This window comes from Guyparkeria hydrothermalis (assembly GCF_023555385.1).
GTDB lineage: Bacteria > Pseudomonadota > Gammaproteobacteria > Halothiobacillales > Halothiobacillaceae > Guyparkeria > Guyparkeria hydrothermalis_A.
The window spans coordinates 33,293-51,877 of record NZ_JAJSED010000001.1; the positions used below are offsets into that span (position 1 = coordinate 33,293).

Sequence of the window (18,585 nt, forward strand, 5' to 3'; positions counted from 1 at the left end):
ATAGAGTGATGCCGGGCCCCATTTGGGGCTTTTTTATTTTCCCGGGTGCGGACCCGGCGGCCACCCCGACGGGTGGCCATGACGTTCCAGCAGAGGGTAGCGGCAGACGTGCAACGAATTCCGGCGGCGATCGAGGATATGCTCATGCCGGTGGTCGAGGACCTCGGCTACGAATGGGTCGGCGGCGAGTTCCGCGGCGGCCCGGCCGGGTTGCTGCGTGTCTACGTCGATCACCCGGAAGGCATGACGCTCGACCACTGCGCCGAGATCAGCAACGAGCTGTCCGGCGTGCTCGACGTCGAGGACCCGTTCCCGGGCGCCTACCGGCTTGAGGTTTCCTCGCCGGGCGTCGAGCGGCCGATGTTCCGTACCGAGGATTTCGCCCGTTTCGTCGGGCAGCGCGTACGCCTGCGGCTGTACAAGCCGGTGGCGAAGCAGAAGAAGTTCGAGGGCGTCATTCAGGGCGTCGAAGGCGAGGACATCACCGTCCTGGTCGACGAGGTGGGCGAGCTGGTCTTCCGTTTCGAGGAAGTCGAAAAGGCCAACCTGGTCTATGAATTTGCCGACAACAGCAAGCGTGGCCGCAAGGGCAAGAAAAAGGGCACCAAGCGGCGCGCGGCGCGGAAATAGAGCGATCTGGCTAGCAACATGAACAAAGAAATCCTTTTTGTCGTCGATTCGGTTTCCAACGAGAAGGGCGTCGACCGTGACGTGATCTTCGAGGCGATCGAGGCTGCGCTCGCCCAGGCGGCGCGCAAGCGTCACGGGGGCGACATCGAGACACGCGTCGAGATCGACCAGGAGAACGGCAGCTACCGCACCTTCCGCCGCTGGCAGGTCGTCGAGGGCGAGACCTCCGAGCATCCGGAGCGCGAGATCATCCTCGAGGCCGCCCAGATGGACGAGCCGGAGATCGAGGTGGGCGACTACGTCGAGGAAGAAATCGAATCGGTCGAGTTCGGTCGCATCGCCGCGCAGGCCGCCAAGCAGGTGATCGTGCAGAAGGTCCGCGAAGCCGAGCGCCGCCAGGTAGTCGAGGCCTACCAGGATCGCAAGGGCGAGCTCATCATGGGGCTGGTCAAGCGCATCGATCGCGGCAACGTCATTCTGGATCTGGGCGGCAACGCCGAGGCGATCATTCCGCGTGACGAGATGATCGGTCGCGAGGCGGTCCGTCCGGGCGATCGTCTGCGCGGTTTCGTCACCGACGTGCGTCACGAGCCGCGCGGCCCGCAGATCTTCGTTTCGCGCACCGCGCCGGAATTCCTGATCGAGCTGTTCAAGCTCGAGGTGCCGGAGATCTCCCAGGGGCTGATCGAGATCGTCAACGCGGCGCGCGACCCGGGTCTGCGCGCCAAGATCGCGGTGCTCTCGAACGACCCGCGCATCGACCCGGTCGGCACCTGTGTCGGCATGCGAGGTTCGCGCGTCCAGTCGGTCACCAATGAGCTCTCCGGCGAGCGGATTGATATCATCGTCTGGGACGAAAACCCGGCCCAGTTCGTCATCAACGCGATGTCGCCGGCCGAGGTGGTCTCGATCGTCGTTGACGAGGACGCCGGCAGCATGGACGTGGCGGTCAGCGAGGAAAACCTCTCCAAGGCGATCGGTCGCGGTGGCCAGAATGTCCGTCTCGCCAGCCAGCTCACCAAGTGGCAGATCAATGTCATGAGCGAGGAGCAGGCGATCGAAAAGGGCGAGGCGGAGACTCAGCGCATCGTCGAGCAGTTCATGGAGGCGCTGGACGTCGACCAGGAAGTGGGCGAAGTGCTGGTCGAGGCCGGCTTCACCACCATCGAGGAGATCGCCTACGTGCCCACCGAGGAGCTGCTCGAGGTCGAGGGCTTCGACGAAGGCATCGTCGAGGAGCTGCGCAACCGCGCCCGCGACGCGTTGCTGACCATGGCGATTTCCGGCGGCGGCGAAGCCGAGGAAGAAACCGAGTCGGCCGGCGAGGCGCTGGCGCTCGAGGAGCTCGACGGGATGACGGCCGAGCTGGCCGCCAACTTCCGCGAGAACAACATCAAGGACTCGGAGGACGTCGCCGAGCTCTCCATCGATGAATTGACGGAATACGAAGGCGTGGACGAGGAACTCGCCGGTCGGCTGATCATGGCCGCCCGCGCGCCCTGGTTCGCCTGACCGGTCGGCTTGTCCGACCAGCCGCCGACGGCAAGTGCCGGGGGCGTGTAATCAATGTTTGATAGTTTGCAGGACCACAGGAGTCGTTAATGTCCGAGGTCACGGTTAAAGAATTGGCAAAAGTGGTAGGCGCCACCCCTGAACGGCTGCTTGAGCAACTGGCTGAAGCGGGCGTGACGGTCGCCTCCGTGGATGCCAGTATCAGTGACGACGACAAGATGAAGCTGCTGGCCCATCTGCGCAAGTCACGCGCGTCCGGTGGTGGTGAAGGCGAGGCGAAGAAGCCGTCCTCTCGCATCACGCTCAAGCGTCGCTCACAGTCGGAAATCAAGGTCGGCGGCGGCCGAAGCGGCAAGACCGTCGCGGTGGAGTACCGCCGGCGCAAGACCTATGTCTCGCGCGACGAAGTCGAGCAGGGCGAGGAGGCCGAAGAGGTCGCGGCGCAGGCAGCTGAAGAGCAGCCGGTGAGCGAAGTCCCGGCCGAGCCGGTCGAGGAGAAGCAGCCCGAGGCCCCGACCGAGGCTGAAGCGGCCTCGAGCGAGGAAGCCGCCGAGGAGGCATCTCCGGCCGAGGAGGCTGCTGCCGAGCCGAGCGAGGCGCCGTCCGAGCCCGAGGAGAAGGCTGCCGAGGCCGAAGAGGCCAAGCCGACCGAGGAGGAGGCTCCTGTCGAGACGAGCGAGCCGGCCGAAGCCGAAGCGAAGGCCGACGAGGGCGAGCCCGAGGAAAGCGAGGGCAAGAAGAAGTCCCGCCTGCGCATCGTCGCGATGCCGGAAGAAGCGCCGGGCATCCCGGTGTCGGCCGACGAAGGCAAGCCCAAGCGCGGCGGCAAGCACGGCGGCAAGGGCCGTCATGCCCGCGAGAACGCTCGCGAAGAACTGCATCTGGGTGCCGGAGCCGGCCGTCGCCGCAAGAAGGGCAAGAAGGGCGCGGCTGCCAAGACCGCGGTGGCGACCCGTCACACCTTCGAGAAGCCGACCGCGCCGGTCGTCCGCGACGTCAACGTCCCCGAATCGATCTCGGTCGAGGACCTCGCCCAGCGCATGGCGGTCAAGGGCGTGGACGTGGTCAAGGTCCTGTTCAACATGGGCGTGATGGCCACCATCAACCAGGTGCTCGATCAGGACACCGCGATCCTGGTCGTCGAGGAGATGGGCCACAACCCGCACGCGGAGTCCGAGACCGCGATCGAAGACGAGGCGCTCGAGCAGGTCCAGCAGGGTGAGGCAAAGGCACGCCCGCCGGTCGTCACCGTCATGGGTCACGTCGACCACGGCAAGACCTCGCTGCTCGACTACATCCGTCGCGCGAAGGTAACCGCTGGCGAGGCTGGCGGCATCACGCAGCACGTCGGCGCCTATCACGTCGATACGCCGCGCGGCACCGTCACCTTCCTCGACACCCCGGGCCACGAGGCGTTTACCGCCATGCGTGCCCGCGGAGCCAGCGCCACTGACGTGGTCGTGCTCGTCGTCGCGGCCGATGACGGCGTCATGCCGCAGACGAAAGAGGCGATCCACCATGCCCGGGCCGGTAACGTGCCCATGGTCGTGGCGGTCAACAAGATCGACAAGGACGGCGCTGATCCGGAGCGGGTGCGCGCCGAGCTCTCGCAGGAAGAGGTGATCTCCGAGGAGTGGGGCGGCGACACGCAGTTCGTGCACGTTTCCGCCCACACTGGCGAAGGTATCGACCAGCTGCTCGAGGCCATCCTCCTGCAGGCCGAGCTCCAAGAGCTCAAGGCGCCGGCCGAAGGTCACGCCATCGGTACGGTGGTCGAGTCCTCGCTGGAAAAGGGCCGTGGTCCGGTCGCAACCATCCTGGTTCAGAGCGGCACCCTTAAGAAAGGCGACACCGTGGTCGTCGGCAAGGAGTATGGCCGCGTCCGTGCACTGCTCGACGAGAACGGCAAGCAGGTCAAGTCGGCTGGTCCGTCCATTCCGGTGGTGCTGCTCGGCCTGTCCGGCACGCCGGAGGCGGGTGACGAACTGGTCGTGATCGAGGACGAGCGCAAGGCGCGCGAGATCGCCGAGTACCGCGAGGCCAAGCAGCGTGACTCCCGTCTGGCTGCTCAGCAGGCCGCCAAGCTCGAGAACCTGTTTGAGCAAATGAAGGAAGGCGAGGTCGAGTCGCTGAACGTGCTGGTCAAGGCCGACGTCCAGGGCTCCGCCGAAGCCATCCGCGACAGCCTGCAGAAGCTGTCCACCGACGAGGTCAAGGTCAACGTGCTGATGAGCGGTGTTGGCGGGATCAACGAGTCCGACATCAACCTTGCGGCCACCTCGAGCGCGATCGTGATCGGCTTCAACGTCCGTGCCGACGCCTCGGCGCGCAAGACCGCCGGCGAGCAGGACGTCGAGATCCGCTACTACTCGGTCATCTACGAGATGATCGACGAGATCAAGCAGGCCATGAGTGGTCTGCTGGGTACCGAGACCAAGGAGCAGTTCGTCGGTCTGGCTGAGGTGCGCGACGTGTTTCGTTCGCCGAAGCTGGGCGCGATTGCCGGGTGCATGGTCACCGAGGGGCAGGTCAAGCGGAACAACCCGATCCGCGTCCTGCGCGACAACGTCGTCATCTACGAGGGCGAGCTCGAGTCGCTGCGTCGCTTCAAGGACGACGTCCAGGAAGTCCGCTCCGGCATGGAGTGCGGCATCGGCGTGAAGAACTACAACGACGTCAAGGTCGGCGACCAGATCGAGGTCTTCGAGCGCATCGAGGTCCAGCGGACACTCTAAGATGGCACAGGGATTCCAGCGTCATCAGCGCGTCGCCGGTCAGATCAAGCGCGAGATCGCCGAGCTGATTCGTGATTCCGGCGTGGACGGCGGCGCAAATGCGCCGCTGACCATGCTCACCATCACGGATTGCGAGGTCTCGCGCGATCTGGCTCACGCCAAGATCTTCTACAGCGTGCTCAACGCCGACGAGCAGCCGATCGCCGAGCAGTGGCTCGACGAGGCGGCCGGCTACCTGCGGAGCGAATTGGGCCACCGCATGCGCCTGCGCATCGTGCCGCAGCTGACCTTCGTCTTCGATAACTCGATCGAACAGGGTATGCAGATGGATGCCCTGATCCGCGCCGTGCGCGAGCAGGACGGCGACGTCGACGAGGACAGCGAGTCCGACGACTCGTCCGACCCGCGCTGAGCCGGTCCCTTTCCTGATGGCACGTAAGCGTCGCGGTCGCGAGATCAACGGCATTGTCTTGTTCGACAAGTCCCTGGGACTCAGCTCGAACCAGGCGCTGCAGCGCGTCCGCCGGCTGTTCAATGCCGCCAAGGCCGGTCACACCGGCAGCCTTGATCCGGCCGCGAGTGGCCTGCTGCCCGTTTGCTTTGGTCAGGCCACCCGTATCTCCGGTCTGCTGCTCGATGCCGACAAGACCTACCGCGTCACCGGCCGACTGGGTACGCGCACCGACAGCGGCGACCTCGAGGGCGAGGTGATCGAGACCCGCGAGGTACCGCCGATCGACGCCGACGCGATGGAAGCGGTCCTGGAGCGCTTTCGCGGCCGCGTCGAGCAGGTGCCGCCGATGTACTCGGCACTCAAGCACGAGGGCAAGCGCCTTTACGAGCTGGCCCGCGAAGGCAAGACCGTCGAGCGCAAGGCGCGCACGATCGACTTCCACGAGATCACGCTGGAAGGTCTGTCCGAAACCGAGTTCACCCTGCGGGTGCATTCGAGCAAGGGTGCCTACATCCGTACGCTGGTCGAAGACATCGGCGAGGCGCTCGGCTGCGGCGCGGTGGTAGCCGAGCTGCGCCGCATCGGTCTCGGTCCCTGGTCGATCGATGGCGACGATGCGCAGCGGGCCTACACGCTCGAGGAGCTTCAGAACATTGCCGAGGAAGATGGGGTCGAGGGCCCTGACGGCCTGGATCGTGTTATCCTCCCGATCGATTCGGCGCTGGGCGCCTATCCGGCCGTTGTGCTGGATGCGACCAGCGTCACACCAATTCGCCATGGTCATCCGGTGTTTGTGCCCAATGCGCCACAAACCGGGTGGTTTCGACTCTACGCACCCGACGACCTCTTCCTGGGTATGGGGGAAGTGCTGGATGACGGGCGAACCGCGCCGCGACGTTTGTTCGCGGCGCTATGACCGAGGCCTTCGGGCCTCACGGCATTGCGGGACGGTGGCCTGGTCGCCACTGACCCGCGATGGACTTTGAAAGCTTCACCCAGGCAGACGAGGAGAATTTCCATGTCACTGAACGAAAAGACCAAGGCCGATATCGTTTCCGAGTTCGGCAAGGACGCGAACGACACCGGTTCCCCGGAAGTCCAGGTCGCCCTGCTGACTCAGCGCATCCAGCACCTGACCGAGCACTTTGCCACGCACAAGCAGGATCATCATTCCCGCCGTGGTCTGCTCAAGCTGGTCAACCAGCGTCGCAAGATGCTCGACTACCTCAAGTCGAACAGCCTCGACCGCTATCACGACCTGATCAAGAAGCTCGGCCTGCGTAAGTAAGCGCTTGCCGTTACACTAGGAACCCGCCGCAAGCCGGCGGGTTTTTTTGTTTGTGGGCCAGCCATGCACGGCCGGCCCCGTCATCCAATCAGTGCAGGAGCCAAGCGTGGCAGTCAGCAAGCAGTCCTTCGAGTACGGTCAACACACCGTCACCCTGGAGACCGGCGAGATCGCCCGGCAGGCCAGCGGTGCCGTCATGGTCACCATGGGCGAGACCGTGGTGCTGGTCACCGCGGTCGTCGCACCGACCGCCGATCCGGGCAAGGACTTCCTGCCGCTGACGGTGGAATATCAGGAGAAGTTCTACGCCGCCGGGCGCGTGCCGGGCAGCTTCTTCCGCCGGGAAGGTCGCCCAACCGAGGCGGAGACGCTGATGGCCCGTCTGATCGACCGGCCGGTCCGGCCGCTGTTCGCCAAGGGCTTCACCCACGAGACCCAGGTGATTGCTCAGGTGCTCTCGCTTGACCCGGAGGTGGATGCCGAGGTGCCGGCGATGATTGGTGCCTCCGCGGCACTGGCGCTGTCCGGGGCGCCGTACGCCGGTCCGATCGGGGCCGTGCGGGTCGGGCACGTCGACGGCGAATTCGTCCTCAATCCGAGCCGGGCGCAGCTGACCGAGTCACGGCTCGACCTGATGGTTGCCGGGACCGACAAGGCCGTGCTGATGGTCGAGTCTGAGGCCGACCAACTGCCGGAGGACGTGATGCTCGATGCGGTCATGTTCGGGCACGAGCAGATGCAAGTGGCGATCCGCGCAATCGAGGCCTTGTCTGCCGAGGCGGCGCGTCCGCCGATCGAGTGGACGCCGCCCGCCGACAATGGTGAGCTGGCCGGGCAGATTGAGCAGGCCTTCCGTGCCGAGATCGAGACCGCCTACCAGATAGCCGACAAGGCCGAGCGCGGTAGCCGCCTGGGCCAGATCCGTGGCGAGATCCGCGGGCGATTCGTCGACGAGTCGGCCGAGCCGCCGGTCTCCGAGAAGATCGTCGACGGCCTGACCAAGGGCATCGAGTCCGACGTGGTCCGCGGCAACATCCTGGCCGGCAAGCCGCGTATCGACGGGCGCGACACCCGCACCGTCCGTCCGATCAGCATTCGGACCGGCATGCTGCCGCGCGCCCACGGCTCGGCGCTGTTCACCCGCGGCGAGACCCAGGCGATGGTCGTGACCACGCTCGGTACCGCCCGCGACGCGCAGATGATCGACGCGGTCGGTGGCGAGCGCAAGGAGCCGTTCCTGTTCCATTACAACTTCCCGCCGTTCTGTGTTGGCGAGACCGGCCGGTTCGGCGCGCCCAAGCGTCGCGAGATCGGCCACGGCAACCTCGCTCGCCGTGGGGTCATGGCGGCGCTGCCGCCGGTTGAGCAGTTCCCCTACACCATCCGCGTGGTCTCCGAGATCACCGAGTCCAACGGCTCGTCCTCGATGGCCTCCGTCTGTGGTGCCTCGCTGGCGATGATGGATGCCGGCGTGCCGATGAAGGCGCCGGTGGCCGGCATCGCCATGGGTCTGATCAAGGAAGGCGACGAGTTCGTCGTCCTGACAGACATCCTCGGCGACGAGGACCATCTCGGCGACATGGACTTCAAGGTCGCCGGCACCGCCGACGGCGTCAATGCTCTGCAGATGGACATCAAGATCGAGGGCATCACCCGCGAGATCATGGCCCAGGCGCTCGAGGAAGCGCTGGCCGGGCGCAGCCACATCCTCGGCCTGATGAACGAGGCGCTCTCCGAGGCGCGCACCGATCTGTCCGCGCACGCGCCGCGCTTCATCACCATGCGCATCAACCCCGAGCGCAAGGGCGACCTGATCGGCAAGGGCGGCTCGACCATCCAGGCGCTGACCAAGGAGACCGGTACCCAGATCGATATCGGCGAGGAGGGCGTGATTACCATCGCCGCGCCGAACGGCGAGGCCGCCGAGGAGGCGCGCCGCCGGGTGGAGGAGCTGACCGCCGAGCTGGAAGTGGGCAAGATCTACCACGGCAAGGTGGCCCGGGTGGTCGACTTCGGCGCCTTCATCACCATCGCGCCGGGCAAGGACGGCTTGCTGCACATCTCGGAGATGGCCGAGGGCCGGGTCGAGAAGGTCACCGATATCGTCAACGAAGGCGACGAGGTGGATGTCAAGCTGCTCGAGATCGACCGGCAGGGACGGCTGCGACTGACGATGCGATTCACTCAGTGAGCGGCGCGGGGGTATGATGACCGCCCGGCATGGCGACACGAGGCGTTGCTGCCATCCCCCGAAACCGAAGACTGAGCACTGAACGTTGATGGAACAACAGGCCGAGCAAAACCCCGGTCGTGACGAGGCGGCCGAACGCATCGTGCAGTCGGTACGACTGGCACGCCAGCCGATCGTCGATGCCGATCTCAAGACCATCGGCTACGAGTTGCTCTACCGGGCGGCGGACTCCGACCAGGTGGCCCGCATTGGCAATTCCAACCAGGCGACCGCCTCGACGGTGCTCAATGCCCTTAGCGAGATCGGGCTCGACCACCTCGTGGGAGGCAAGCTCGCCTTCATCAACGTGCCGGGCAAGCTCCTGTTCAGCGACGTGCTTGAAGGAATCAGTGCGCACTCCGTGGTGCTCGAGGTCCTGGAGACGGTCGACTGCGACGAGCGCTGCGCCGACGCGATTCGGCGAATGAAAAAGGCAGGCTATCGCATTGCCCTGGACGACTTCCCGCCGGCCTGGATCGACAAGCCGTGTGTCGCGGAGAGCCAGTACGTCAAGTTCGACGTCTTCGCCGTTGGTGTCGAGGCGACTGCGGCCGCCGTCCCCGCCGCCCGCCGCGCCGGCCTCAAGGTGATTGCCGAGAAGGTCGAGGACTGGGATGCCTACGACCGGCTGCGCGGTGCCGGCGTCGACTACTTTCAGGGACATTTTGTCTCGCGCCCGGAAATGGTGGTTCGCCCGACGGTGCGCGCCTCCAAGGCGAACCTGATGGGGCTGATCGTCCTGTTGCAGGACGAGGAGGCATCGCTTGCCGAGATCGTCGAGCGGATCAATACCGACCTCGCCCTGAGCTACCGCCTGCTACGGCTGGTCAACTCTTCTGCCATCGGCCTGCGGCGCCGGGTCGATTCGGTCGAGGAGGCCGTGCGGTTGCTGGGTCTCAATGCAGTACGCAGTCTGGTCTACCTGTCCGCGCTGACCGGGGTCGACGGCAAGCCGCCGGCCCTGATTCACAACACCATGGTCCGGGCGCGCTTTGCCGAGCTGCTTGCCGCGCAGAGCCGCATGGCCAATCCGCCGACTGCCTTCCTGGTGGGGCTGTTCTCCAATCTCGATGCCTTCTACAACCAGCCGCTTGCTCAGCTGGTCGAGGAGCTGCCGCTGACGGAAGATGTCGCCAGGGCCCTGCTGGAAGGCGAGGGCTCGCTGGGGGAATTGCTCGAGTACGTGCGGTTCTACGAGAAGGGCCAGTGGCTCGAAGGCGACATCGAGACGGCGGTGACTGCGCTCAACGAGGTGGCGCCGAACTGCTATCTCGATGCCCTGCGCTGGGACGAGGCGCTCAGGGAATCGTTGGGCGGCCTCTGAACCGGTCCAGCCGAGCCGCAAAGAGGAAAGGGCCGTGATCTGCCGATCACGGCCCTTTTTTTCGTTTCGGTGACCCGTCGTGGGCCGATTCAGAACCGGCCGATGCTCGGGTTGATGTAGCTCAGCAACTCGCTGTGCTGCCGGTTCATGCGGCGGATGATCTCGCGAATGCTGTGCACAATCGAGCGCATGACCTTGTAGACCAGGATCGGGTGGTCGACCAGCAGGGATTCGAGGTGGGCCCGGTCGAGGGTCACCACCTGGGCATCGCCCACGGCGCGCAGGGTGGCGCTATGCGGGGAGCCGTCGAGAAAGCCCGACTCGCCGGCAAGCTGTCCGGCCTCGAGCAGGGACAGCGTGTCGGAGAATCCGCGACCGGTATCGCGGCTGACCGCGAAGCGCCCGCTGATGATGACGAAGAGCGTGTCGCTCGGCGTGCCCTCCTCGAAGAGAATCTCGCCGTTGGTCACAGCCCGCCGCTGGCAGACGCCGGCCAGCAGTCGGCACTGGTCTTCACTGAGTTCCTGGCCCAGCGTGGTCTGCTTGAGTTCCTCGCCGGTTACGACTTGTTGGGTCATGGTCTTTCCTGTTGCTTCGTGACGAAGTGGCCTCGGCCCCGAATCAGGGCAGGGCCTTGAGCGGTTCGGCCGGCAGGCCTTTCATGCCGGAGCGATCGCCGCCTTCCGCATCCGCTGCGTCTTCCGTCTCGGCATCTTCGGTTTCCTCGGCCTTCGGTGCGGCTTCGCCTTCGGTGCCTTCATCCCGATCGACGATGGAGCGGACCTCGTCGGTCAGGATCTCGACATTCGCCTCGGCACGCAATTCCTCGATCTTCTGAGTGACTGCCTTGCGACGGAGGCTGTCCTCGAGCTGGGGACGCATCTGCTCGAAGGTCGGCGGCGGGCTCTTGCGCACGCCCTCGAGCTTGATGATGTGCCAGCCGAACTGGGTCTCGACCAGCTCGTCATCGAGTTCGCCCGGCTCGAGTTCGGCGACGGCATTGGCAAACGGTTCGACCATCTGGTCGAGGCTGAACCAGCCGAGGTCGCCGCCGGCTTCCCCGGAGACCTTGTCTTCCGAATGTTCCTTGGCCAGTTCGGCGAAGTCCCCGCCGTCCTGGATCTGCTTGAGCAGGTCGCGTGCCTTGTCCTCGTCCTTGACCAGGATGTGCGCGGCGCGGTGCTGCTCTTCGCCTCCCAGGTCCTTGACTGCCTCCTCGTAGGCGGCCTTCAGCTCCTCCTCGCTGATCTCGACGTTGGCGAGGTAGTCGGTCAGGTACGTGTTGGCCAGCTGGTTGTCGACCGCGTTCTGGATGCGGGCCTGCGTGCTCGGGTCGTCGTCCAGACCCTGTTCGCGTGCCTGGTTGGCGAGCAGGCGCAACTCGACCATGCGGCTGACCAGACGACTCTCGGGGACGCCGGCGCCCAGGTTTTCCTTCACCACCTCGAGGTTCTCACGGTAGAGGGGGCTGCCGTTGATTCGGGCGATCACCTTGCCGCCGTCGATGGTGGCGTAGTTGTCATTGGCCGAGCCCGCGCTCTGACCGAGCGGCGTCTTGCCGGCCGTCTTCGGGCCGTCGCTGTTGTCGCAGCCGGTCATCAGGCCGGCGCTTAGCAACAGGCTGGCGCCGATCGCGATGGCCAGCGGGCGGCGACGAAGGGCGGTGCGTCGTGCAGTGATCAGCTTGCTATCCATGAAGTAATCCTGTTGTCGGTGGTTGTCGTTTGTTGTCTGTTCTTCCGACCCGAGCGTTACCCGGTCGCGCCGAAGATCGGCTTGTAATGGCGCACGTCGACCGATTCGTACACGCCGCCATGGCTGAACGGATCGTCGTCGGCCCAACGCCATGCCTCGTCGATGTCCTCGAACTGGGCGACGATGAGGCTGCCCGCGACACCGAGGTCCGGTTTCGATGGGTCGACCGGCAGCGGACCAGCTATCAGAATGCGGCCCTCCGCCTGCATCGCCTCGAGTCGTTCGCGGTGTTCATCACGGTGCTTGGCGCGCAGCTCGGCGCTGTTGGCGACGTCGTTGGCCAAGATCATAAACCATTGCATCGGACGCTTATCTCCCTGCGCTGACGTGGATTACCGCTGCTCGTCTCGGTCGCCGGTTGCGCCCGAATCGGTTTCGACTTCGACGGGACGCTCGGCGTAGAGGCCGAGATACAGCCCCTGAAGGATCATGAACACGAAGGTCATGCCCATCAAGCCGAACAGCTTGAAGTTGACCCAGACCTCCTCCGAGAACTCGTAGGCCACCCAGATGTTGACCACCCCGGAGAGCACGAAGAAGCCGATCCAGGCCCAGTTGACCCGGTGCCAGATCGCCCGGGGCACCTGGATGACGTGCTCCATCATCCGTTGCACCAGCGGCTTGCTGCCGATGAAGGCGCTGCCGAGGAACACCAGGGCGAACAGCCAGTTGAGGATGGTGGGTTTCCACATGATGAACAGCGGGTTGTGCAGTATCAGCGTCATGCCGCCGAACAGCACGATCAGTCCTGCGGAGACCCAGTGCATTCGTTCGACCTTGCGCCACATCAGCCAGCCGGCGGCGATCTGCACCACCGAGGCGATCATGGCCACGGCCGTGGCGACGTAGATGCCTTCGAGGTGGTAGGCCGCGAAGAACAGCAGAATGGGGAAGAAGTCGAACAGGAATTTCATTGCGTCTCGTTTTCCGGTCGGTGCCGTGTGCCGGGAAGGGCTCCCGGGATGCTTGCAGTACACTAACATGGGGCTGCGAGCCCGAGGGAGCGGTCGTTCGGGCCGTTCCGTCGCGGCCGTTGTGCCAGCCATTCAAACGGAGGGCCCCAAGCCCATGAGCCGAATGCTCGAGATTCACCCCGTCACGCCCCAACCTCGCCTGGTCCAGCAGGCCGCCAAGGCGATCGCTGCCGGCGAGATCGTCGTCCTGCCCACGGATTCGGGCTATGCGCTCGCCTGTCGGCTGGAGGACAAGAACGCCCTCGAGCGGATCGCGAGGATCCGCCGGGACGACGGGCCTCACCATATGACGCTTTCGGTGCGCGATCTATCCGAACTCGGCGTGTACGCCAAGGTCGACAACGTCCAGTTCCGCTTCCTCAAGAACCACATCCCTGGCCCCTACACCTTCATCCTGCCGGCCACGCGCGAGGTGCCGCGTCGGCTGCAGCACGAGAAGAAGCGCTCGATCGGCCTGCGCGTCCCCTCGCAACCGGTGCTGCGAGCCATCCTCGACACGCTCGACGCGCCCATCCTGAGTGCCTCGCTGGTGGTTCCCGATCTCGACGAGCCGCTGGACGATCCCGAGCTGTTCCCGGCCGCGGTCAACAATCAGGTCGACGTGGTCGTGTCCGCCGGTTTTCTCGAACAGCAGCCGGGCACGATCATCGACCTGACCGGCGAGGGCGTCGAGGTCCTGCGCGAAGGCCTTGGCGGCATCCCGCCGGAACTGGCCGACTGAACGGACGTGCTGGAGCTCTCGCTACTGCAGAAGATCGCGATCGGCATCGTGCCGATCCTGCTGGCCGTGACGGTTCACGAGGCGGCGCACGGTTACGTGGCTAATGCGTTCGGCGATCCGACGGCCAAGCGCGCCGGCCGTCTGACCCTCAACCCGATCCGCCACATCGACTGGCTGGGCACCATTGTCGTGCCGCTGCTGATGTACCTGTTCACCCAGTTCGTCTTTGGCTGGGCCAAGCCGGTGCCCATCAACGCCGCGAGGCTGCGCAACCCGCGCCGCGACATGTTCCTGGTGGCGGCAGCCGGACCGGGCGTGAACGTGTTGATGGCCATCGGCTGGGCCCTGATCGCGGCGCTTGCGCTCAAGGGGATCGACAGCGGCTGGATGCTTGCCGAGCCGCTGGCGTTGATGGGGCAGGTGGGCATCTTCATCAACCTGATCCTGGCGGTCTTCAACCTGTTGCCGATCCTGCCCCTTGATGGCGGGCGCATGCTGGTGGCCGTGCTGCCGGTGGCCTGGGGCGATCGCCTCTCGCGTCTGGAACCCTGGGGACTGCCGATCGTGGTGGTGCTGCTGATCAGCGGGGTGCTCGCCGATATCCTGGTGCCGATCATGGGCACGCTGCTCAACTGGTTCAACGCGCTGATCCATGTCTTCTGAGTCCCGCGACAACGCCGAGCTGCGCTGGGTCGATGCCACGCCACGGGTTTCCGGCGAGCCGATGGAGCAGCTGCCGCTGGATCTCTACATCCCGGCCGATGCACTTGCCATCTGGCTGGAACAGTTCGAGGGTCCGCTCGATCTGCTGCTATACCTCATCCGCAAGCACAATCTCGATATCCTCGAGATCCCGGTTGCCCGGGTCACCGAGCAGTATCTCGAGTACCTCGCCCTGATGAAGTCGATGGCCATCGAGTTGGCCGCCGAGTACCTGCTGATGGCGGCATGGCTGGCCGAGATCAAGTCGCGCATGCTGCTGCCGCCCGAGCCGCGCGAGGATGACGACGAGGAGCCGCTCGATCCGCGTGCCGAGCTGGTCGAACGCCTGCTCGAATACGAGCGCACCACGCGTGCGGCGGCCAACCTGGACGAGCGGCCGCGCCGCGACCGCGACTGGTTTGACCTGTCCGTCGAACCGCCCGAGCGGCTGCCGGCACCGCCGGTGCCCGCCGATCTGGCCGGGCTCATCGCGGCGATGCAGGGCCTGCTGCGCGAGGGGAGTGTGCGTCGTGCTCACCACGTCCGTGCCGAGCCGCTTTCCATTCGCCAGCGGATGACCGAGATTCTCGATGCCCTGATCGATCGGCCGCGCTGCGAGCTGGCCGACATCTTCCACCCCGAGGAGGGGCGCATGGGCGTGGCCGTGACCACGGTGGCGATATTGGAACTCACACGCACTCGGGCGATCGACTGGTCCCAGGATGTGCCCTTCGGGCCGGTGACGCTGTTCCGCGTGACCGGGGAGCCGGCCGACGAAACCGATGCCTTGGAGGAACGAGATGACCGACCATCCGGTGAGTGAGCCGCCCGCGGGGCTGGTCGAACTGGTCGAGGCACTGCTGCTTGCGGCTGACGAGCCGCTGTCGCTTGAGGCGCTCGGGACCATGATCGGCCAGGAGACCTCGCCCGAGCTGATCGAGCTCGCGCTCGAGCGGATCGCCAAGGCCTGGGAACCGCATCGCTTCGTCGAGCTCGCCTCGCGCCGGGCCGATGGTCGCCAGGTCTGGCAGTTGGTGGCCACGGCGGCCGTCGCCCCGTACTTGAAGGCCGGTGACCCCGGGCGGGCGCCCCGTCTGAGTCGGGCGGCGCTGGAAACCCTGGCCCTGATCGCCTGGCGCCAGCCGATCACCCGCGGCGAAATCGAGGCGGCTCGCGGGGTGGCGGTCAATCCGCAGATTCTCAAGCTTTTGACCGAGCGCGGCTGGGTGCGCAGCCTCGGGGTCAAGGACAGCCCCGGGCGGCCGGAAATGCTCGGCACCACCCGGCAGTTCCTGAGCGACTTCGGCATCGACTCGCTCGACGAGCTGCCCGATTTCGAGCGCTTTGCCGGTCAGGACGACATCGACGTGTGACCACCATGGACGAGGGACGGGATGACACCATGAGCCACCATGCCAAGGACGAGATTCGCAGTCTCGACCAACTGATGGACGAGGCGCGCCGGCTGCCGCCGGTGCCCACCGCGGTGGTCGGCGCCGAGGCGGACCACATCGTCGAGGCGGCCCGCGATGCCGCTGCCGAAGGGTTGATCGAGCCGATACTCGTCGGACGCGCCAGCCGCATCGAGGCGTTGATGGCGGAGCTCGGTGTCGACTTCCCGGTGATCGACGCGGTCAGCGCCGAGGAGGGCGCCCGGGCGGCCGTCACGGCGGTCGAGTCCGGCCGGGCACGCCTGCTGATGAAAGGGCAGGTCCACAGTGACGTCTTCCTCCGCCCGATCATCCACCACCTGCGCCGCGGGCCGCGCATCTCGCACGTCTTCGTGGCCGAGCTGGTCAGTTACCACAAGCTGCTGTTCATCACCGACGCGGCGATCAACATCGAGCCGGACGTGCGCGCCAAGGCCGAGATCGTGCAGAACGCGGTGAACTTCACCTGGTGGCTCGGCAACGAGCGCGCACGGGTGGCCGCGCTGTCGGCAACCGAAATGGTCAACCCGGCGATTCCCTCGACGCTCGACGCCGCCTGCCTGGCCAAGATGGGCGAGCGTGGCCAGATCGCGCATGCCCAGATCGACGGGCCGCTGGCCTTCGACAGTGCCGTGTCCGCCGAGTCGGCCCGCATCAAGGGAATCATCAGCCCGGTGGCCGGCCATGCCGACATCCTGTTGGTTCCCGATCTGGTCTCGGGCAATATCCTTTACAAGGATCTCGAATACCTCGCCGGGGCGCGTTTCGCGGGGGTCGTGCTGGGTGCCTGCGTACCCGTGGTGCTGACCTCGCGCGCGGACCCGGAGGAGGTCCGCCTGGCCTCGCTCGCACTGGCTCGAGTCGCCGAACACCGCCAGGCGCGGGTGGAATCGCTACCACCGTTCGAGCCCGGCGCCTGTGGCCACCCACCGGCCTGATAATGCCGTCCGAATTCATTCATCATCCGATCGATCACGTCTCAAGGACACTTGCTCATGTCATTGCACGAACTCGCCGGTCAGACGCCGCCCCGTGACTACCTCGTCGACGTTCCTCGCCTGATCAGCGCCTACTACCAGGCCGAACCCTTGGCCGAGGATCCGTCGCAACGCATCGCGTTCGGCACCTCGGGGCACCGTGGCTCCAGCCTGAACACCTCCTTCAACGAGGCGCATATCGCCGCCGTCACGGCGGCACTGGTGGAGTACCGCCAGCGCGAGCGGATCGACGGACCGGTGCTGATCGGTTTCGACACCCATGCCCTGGCCTGGCCGGCGTTCATGACCACCGTCGAGGTGCTGGCGGCCGCCGGCGTGCCGTTCCGCTTCCAGCACGACAACGCCCCCACGCCCACGCCGGTGATCTCGCAGGCGATCATCGCCGCCAACCGCGCCGGCGGGGCCCGCTGCGACGGCATCATCCTGACGCCGTCCCACAATCCGCCCGGCGACGGTGGCTTCAAGTACAACCCGCCGCACGGCGGCCCGGCCGACACCGATGCCACCGGTTGGATCGAGCGCCGCGCCAACGAGTTGCTGGTCGACTGGCAGGCGATTCGCCGCCAGCCGTTCGACCGGGCCATCAAGAGCGATGCTGCCCAGGGGGTGGATTTCATCCGCCCGTACGTCGAGGCGCTCGACCGGGTGATCGACATGCAGGCGATCGCGAAGGCCGGTGTGTCGATCGGAGTCGACCCGATGGGCGGGGCGGGGCTGCCGTACTGGGAACCGATCGCCGAGCACTACGGGCTGGACCTGACCGTGGTCAATCGCCAGGTGGAGCCCGACTTCCGTTTCATCCCGCTCGACCACGACGGCAAGATCCGCATGGACTGCTCCTCGCCGTACGCCATGGCGGGTCTGCTCAAGATCAAGGACCGCTTCGACGTCGCCTTCGGCAACGACACCGACGCCGACCGTCACGGCATCGTCAGCCCCGAGGGCGGACTGATCAATCCCAACCACTTCCTGTCGGTGTCGATCGACTACCTGTTTGGTCACCGCAAGGAGTGGGGCGGTGATCTCAAGGTCGGCAAGACGGCCGTGTCGAGCTCGATGATCGACCGTGTTGCCGGTGGTCTGGGCCGCGAGGTCTACGAAACCCCCGTGGGCATCAAGTGGTTCCAGCCCGGACTGACCGACGGCTGGCTGGGCTTCGGCGGCGAGGAGTCGGCCGGTGCGACCTTCCTCGCCCGCAACGGCGAGGTGTGGAACACGGACAAGGACGGCCTGACCATGGGACTGTTGGCTGCCGAGATCCTGGCCGTGACCGGCGAGGACGTCTGGGCGCGCTTCAATCGCCTGGTCGATGCCTACGGCCAGCCGTTCTACGCCCGTCGTGACGCCGCGCTCGCCCCGGAGCAGAAGGCGCGGTTCAAGGGGCTTGACCCCGACTCGCTCGGTATCACCGAGCTGGCCGGCGAGTCGGTTACCGGCGTGCGTACCCGCGCGCCGGGCAACGATGCGCCGATCGGCGGACTGAAGGTGGAGACGGCCAACGGTTGGTTTGCGGCGCGTCCGTCGGGCACCGAGCCGATCTACAAGATCTACGCCGAGAGCTTCCACGACGCCGGTCACCTCGAGCAGATCCTCGAGCAGGCACAGCGCGTGGTTGGCGACGCGCTGGGCGACTGACCCAGTTGGTTGGCCTGCGATCGAATCGGCGTCCGCCATGGACGTCGGGCGGGCAAATCGCTATCATGCCCCGCTCATCGCGCCCGTAGCTCAGCTGGATAGAGTGTCGGCCTCCGAAGCCGAAGGTCACAGGTTCGAATCCTGTCGGGCGCACCAGATACCGGGCGTCATGCGCTCATACGAAAAAGCCCCCCGAA

At 65.9% G+C, this 18,585-nt stretch carries 18 protein-coding genes and 1 tRNA gene; 15 read left to right on the forward strand and 4 right to left on the reverse strand.

Annotated features, from left to right (window positions below; genetic code table 11):
* Positions 1 to 108 precede the first annotated feature (108 nt).
* The 8 genes from rimP to LV476_RS00210 all read left to right on the forward strand — a co-directional run bounded on the left by rimP (position 109) and on the right by LV476_RS00210 (position 10,173).
* The gene (gene rimP / locus LV476_RS00175) at positions 109 to 630 is read left to right on the forward strand and encodes a ribosome maturation factor RimP (RefSeq protein WP_250072133.1); all 522 of its coding nucleotides are present in this window, start codon (positions 109 to 111) and stop codon (positions 628 to 630) included.
* An 18-nt stretch (positions 631 to 648) separates the two neighbouring features.
* Positions 649 to 2,142 carry a transcription termination factor NusA gene (nusA, locus tag LV476_RS00180; RefSeq protein ID WP_250072134.1) on the forward strand — a complete coding sequence of 498 codons (1,494 nt, stop codon included), beginning with the start codon at positions 649 to 651 and terminating at the stop codon, positions 2,140 to 2,142.
* 89 nt (positions 2,143 to 2,231) lie between these two features.
* Positions 2,232 to 4,877, forward strand: a complete 2,646-nt coding sequence (infB, locus tag LV476_RS00185) for a translation initiation factor IF-2 (RefSeq protein ID WP_250072135.1) — start codon at positions 2,232 to 2,234, stop codon at positions 4,875 to 4,877.
* Between the two features lies 1 nt (position 4,878).
* Positions 4,879 to 5,289 carry a 30S ribosome-binding factor RbfA gene (gene rbfA / locus LV476_RS00190; protein ID WP_250072136.1) on the forward strand — a complete coding sequence of 137 codons (411 nt, stop codon included), beginning with the start codon at positions 4,879 to 4,881 and terminating at the stop codon, positions 5,287 to 5,289.
* Positions 5,290 to 5,305: 16 nt separating this feature from the next.
* Positions 5,306 to 6,247 (forward strand): tRNA pseudouridine(55) synthase TruB, encoded by a 942-nt coding sequence (gene truB, locus LV476_RS00195; RefSeq protein ID WP_250072137.1) that lies wholly within the window; start codon positions 5,306 to 5,308, stop codon positions 6,245 to 6,247.
* 102 nt (positions 6,248 to 6,349) lie between these two features.
* On the forward strand, positions 6,350 to 6,619 hold the full coding sequence (gene rpsO, locus LV476_RS00200) for a 30S ribosomal protein S15 (RefSeq protein WP_250072140.1): 270 nt from the start codon (positions 6,350 to 6,352) through the stop codon (positions 6,617 to 6,619).
* Positions 6,620 to 6,725: 106 nt separating this feature from the next.
* Positions 6,726 to 8,810 (forward strand): polyribonucleotide nucleotidyltransferase, encoded by a 2,085-nt coding sequence (gene pnp / locus LV476_RS00205; protein WP_250072141.1) that lies wholly within the window; start codon positions 6,726 to 6,728, stop codon positions 8,808 to 8,810.
* 88 nt (positions 8,811 to 8,898) lie between these two features.
* On the forward strand, positions 8,899 to 10,173 hold the full coding sequence (locus LV476_RS00210; RefSeq protein ID WP_250072142.1) for an EAL and HDOD domain-containing protein: 1,275 nt from the start codon (positions 8,899 to 8,901) through the stop codon (positions 10,171 to 10,173).
* A gap of 89 nt (positions 10,174 to 10,262) precedes the next feature.
* Here LV476_RS00210 and LV476_RS00215 read toward each other — a convergent pair whose 3' ends face one another.
* The 4 genes from LV476_RS00215 to LV476_RS00230 are packed head-to-tail and all read right to left on the reverse strand — an operon-like array spanning position 10,263 to position 12,842.
* On the reverse strand, positions 10,263 to 10,751 hold the full coding sequence (locus LV476_RS00215; protein ID WP_250072143.1) for a Crp/Fnr family transcriptional regulator: 489 nt from the start codon (positions 10,749 to 10,751) through the stop codon (positions 10,263 to 10,265).
* A gap of 43 nt (positions 10,752 to 10,794) precedes the next feature.
* A complete protein-coding gene (locus LV476_RS00220; RefSeq protein ID WP_284047373.1) occupies positions 10,795 to 11,868 on the reverse strand; it encodes a peptidylprolyl isomerase in 1,074 nt (357 codons plus the stop codon).
* Positions 11,869 to 11,924: 56 nt separating this feature from the next.
* Positions 11,925 to 12,230, reverse strand: a complete 306-nt coding sequence (locus LV476_RS00225) for a YciI family protein (protein ID WP_250072144.1) — start codon at positions 12,228 to 12,230, stop codon at positions 11,925 to 11,927.
* Between the two features lie 30 nt (positions 12,231 to 12,260).
* On the reverse strand, positions 12,261 to 12,842 hold the full coding sequence (locus LV476_RS00230) for a septation protein A (protein WP_250072145.1): 582 nt from the start codon (positions 12,840 to 12,842) through the stop codon (positions 12,261 to 12,263).
* Positions 12,843 to 13,005: 163 nt separating this feature from the next.
* Here LV476_RS00230 and LV476_RS00235 point away from each other — a divergent pair, with 163 nt between their 5' ends.
* The 7 genes from LV476_RS00235 to LV476_RS00265 all read left to right on the forward strand — a co-directional run bounded on the left by LV476_RS00235 (position 13,006) and on the right by LV476_RS00265 (position 18,544).
* Positions 13,006 to 13,623 carry an L-threonylcarbamoyladenylate synthase gene (locus LV476_RS00235; protein ID WP_250076173.1) on the forward strand — a complete coding sequence of 206 codons (618 nt, stop codon included), beginning with the start codon at positions 13,006 to 13,008 and terminating at the stop codon, positions 13,621 to 13,623.
* A 6-nt stretch (positions 13,624 to 13,629) separates the two neighbouring features.
* Positions 13,630 to 14,286 (forward strand): site-2 protease family protein, encoded by a 657-nt coding sequence (locus tag LV476_RS00240; protein WP_250072146.1) that lies wholly within the window; start codon positions 13,630 to 13,632, stop codon positions 14,284 to 14,286.
* Positions 14,276 to 15,148, forward strand: coding sequence for a segregation and condensation protein A (locus tag LV476_RS00245; RefSeq protein ID WP_250072147.1), 873 nt, complete (start codon positions 14,276 to 14,278; stop codon positions 15,146 to 15,148). The genes LV476_RS00240 and LV476_RS00245 overlap by 11 nt, the downstream gene beginning before the upstream one ends.
* Complete coding sequence (scpB, locus tag LV476_RS00250; RefSeq protein ID WP_250072149.1) at positions 15,126 to 15,698, forward strand: SMC-Scp complex subunit ScpB; 573 nt, start codon at positions 15,126 to 15,128, stop codon at positions 15,696 to 15,698. Before LV476_RS00245 ends, scpB begins: the two co-directional genes overlap by 23 nt.
* Positions 15,699 to 15,727: 29 nt before the next feature.
* Positions 15,728 to 16,693 (forward strand): bifunctional enoyl-CoA hydratase/phosphate acetyltransferase, encoded by a 966-nt coding sequence (locus LV476_RS00255; protein ID WP_250072151.1) that lies wholly within the window; start codon positions 15,728 to 15,730, stop codon positions 16,691 to 16,693.
* Positions 16,694 to 16,750: 57 nt separating this feature from the next.
* On the forward strand, positions 16,751 to 18,388 hold the full coding sequence (gene pgm, locus LV476_RS00260; RefSeq protein ID WP_250072152.1) for a phosphoglucomutase (alpha-D-glucose-1,6-bisphosphate-dependent): 1,638 nt from the start codon (positions 16,751 to 16,753) through the stop codon (positions 18,386 to 18,388).
* A gap of 79 nt (positions 18,389 to 18,467) precedes the next feature.
* Positions 18,468 to 18,544: transfer RNA gene (locus tag LV476_RS00265), tRNA-Arg, on the forward strand.
* Positions 18,545 to 18,585: the final 41 nt, after the last annotated feature.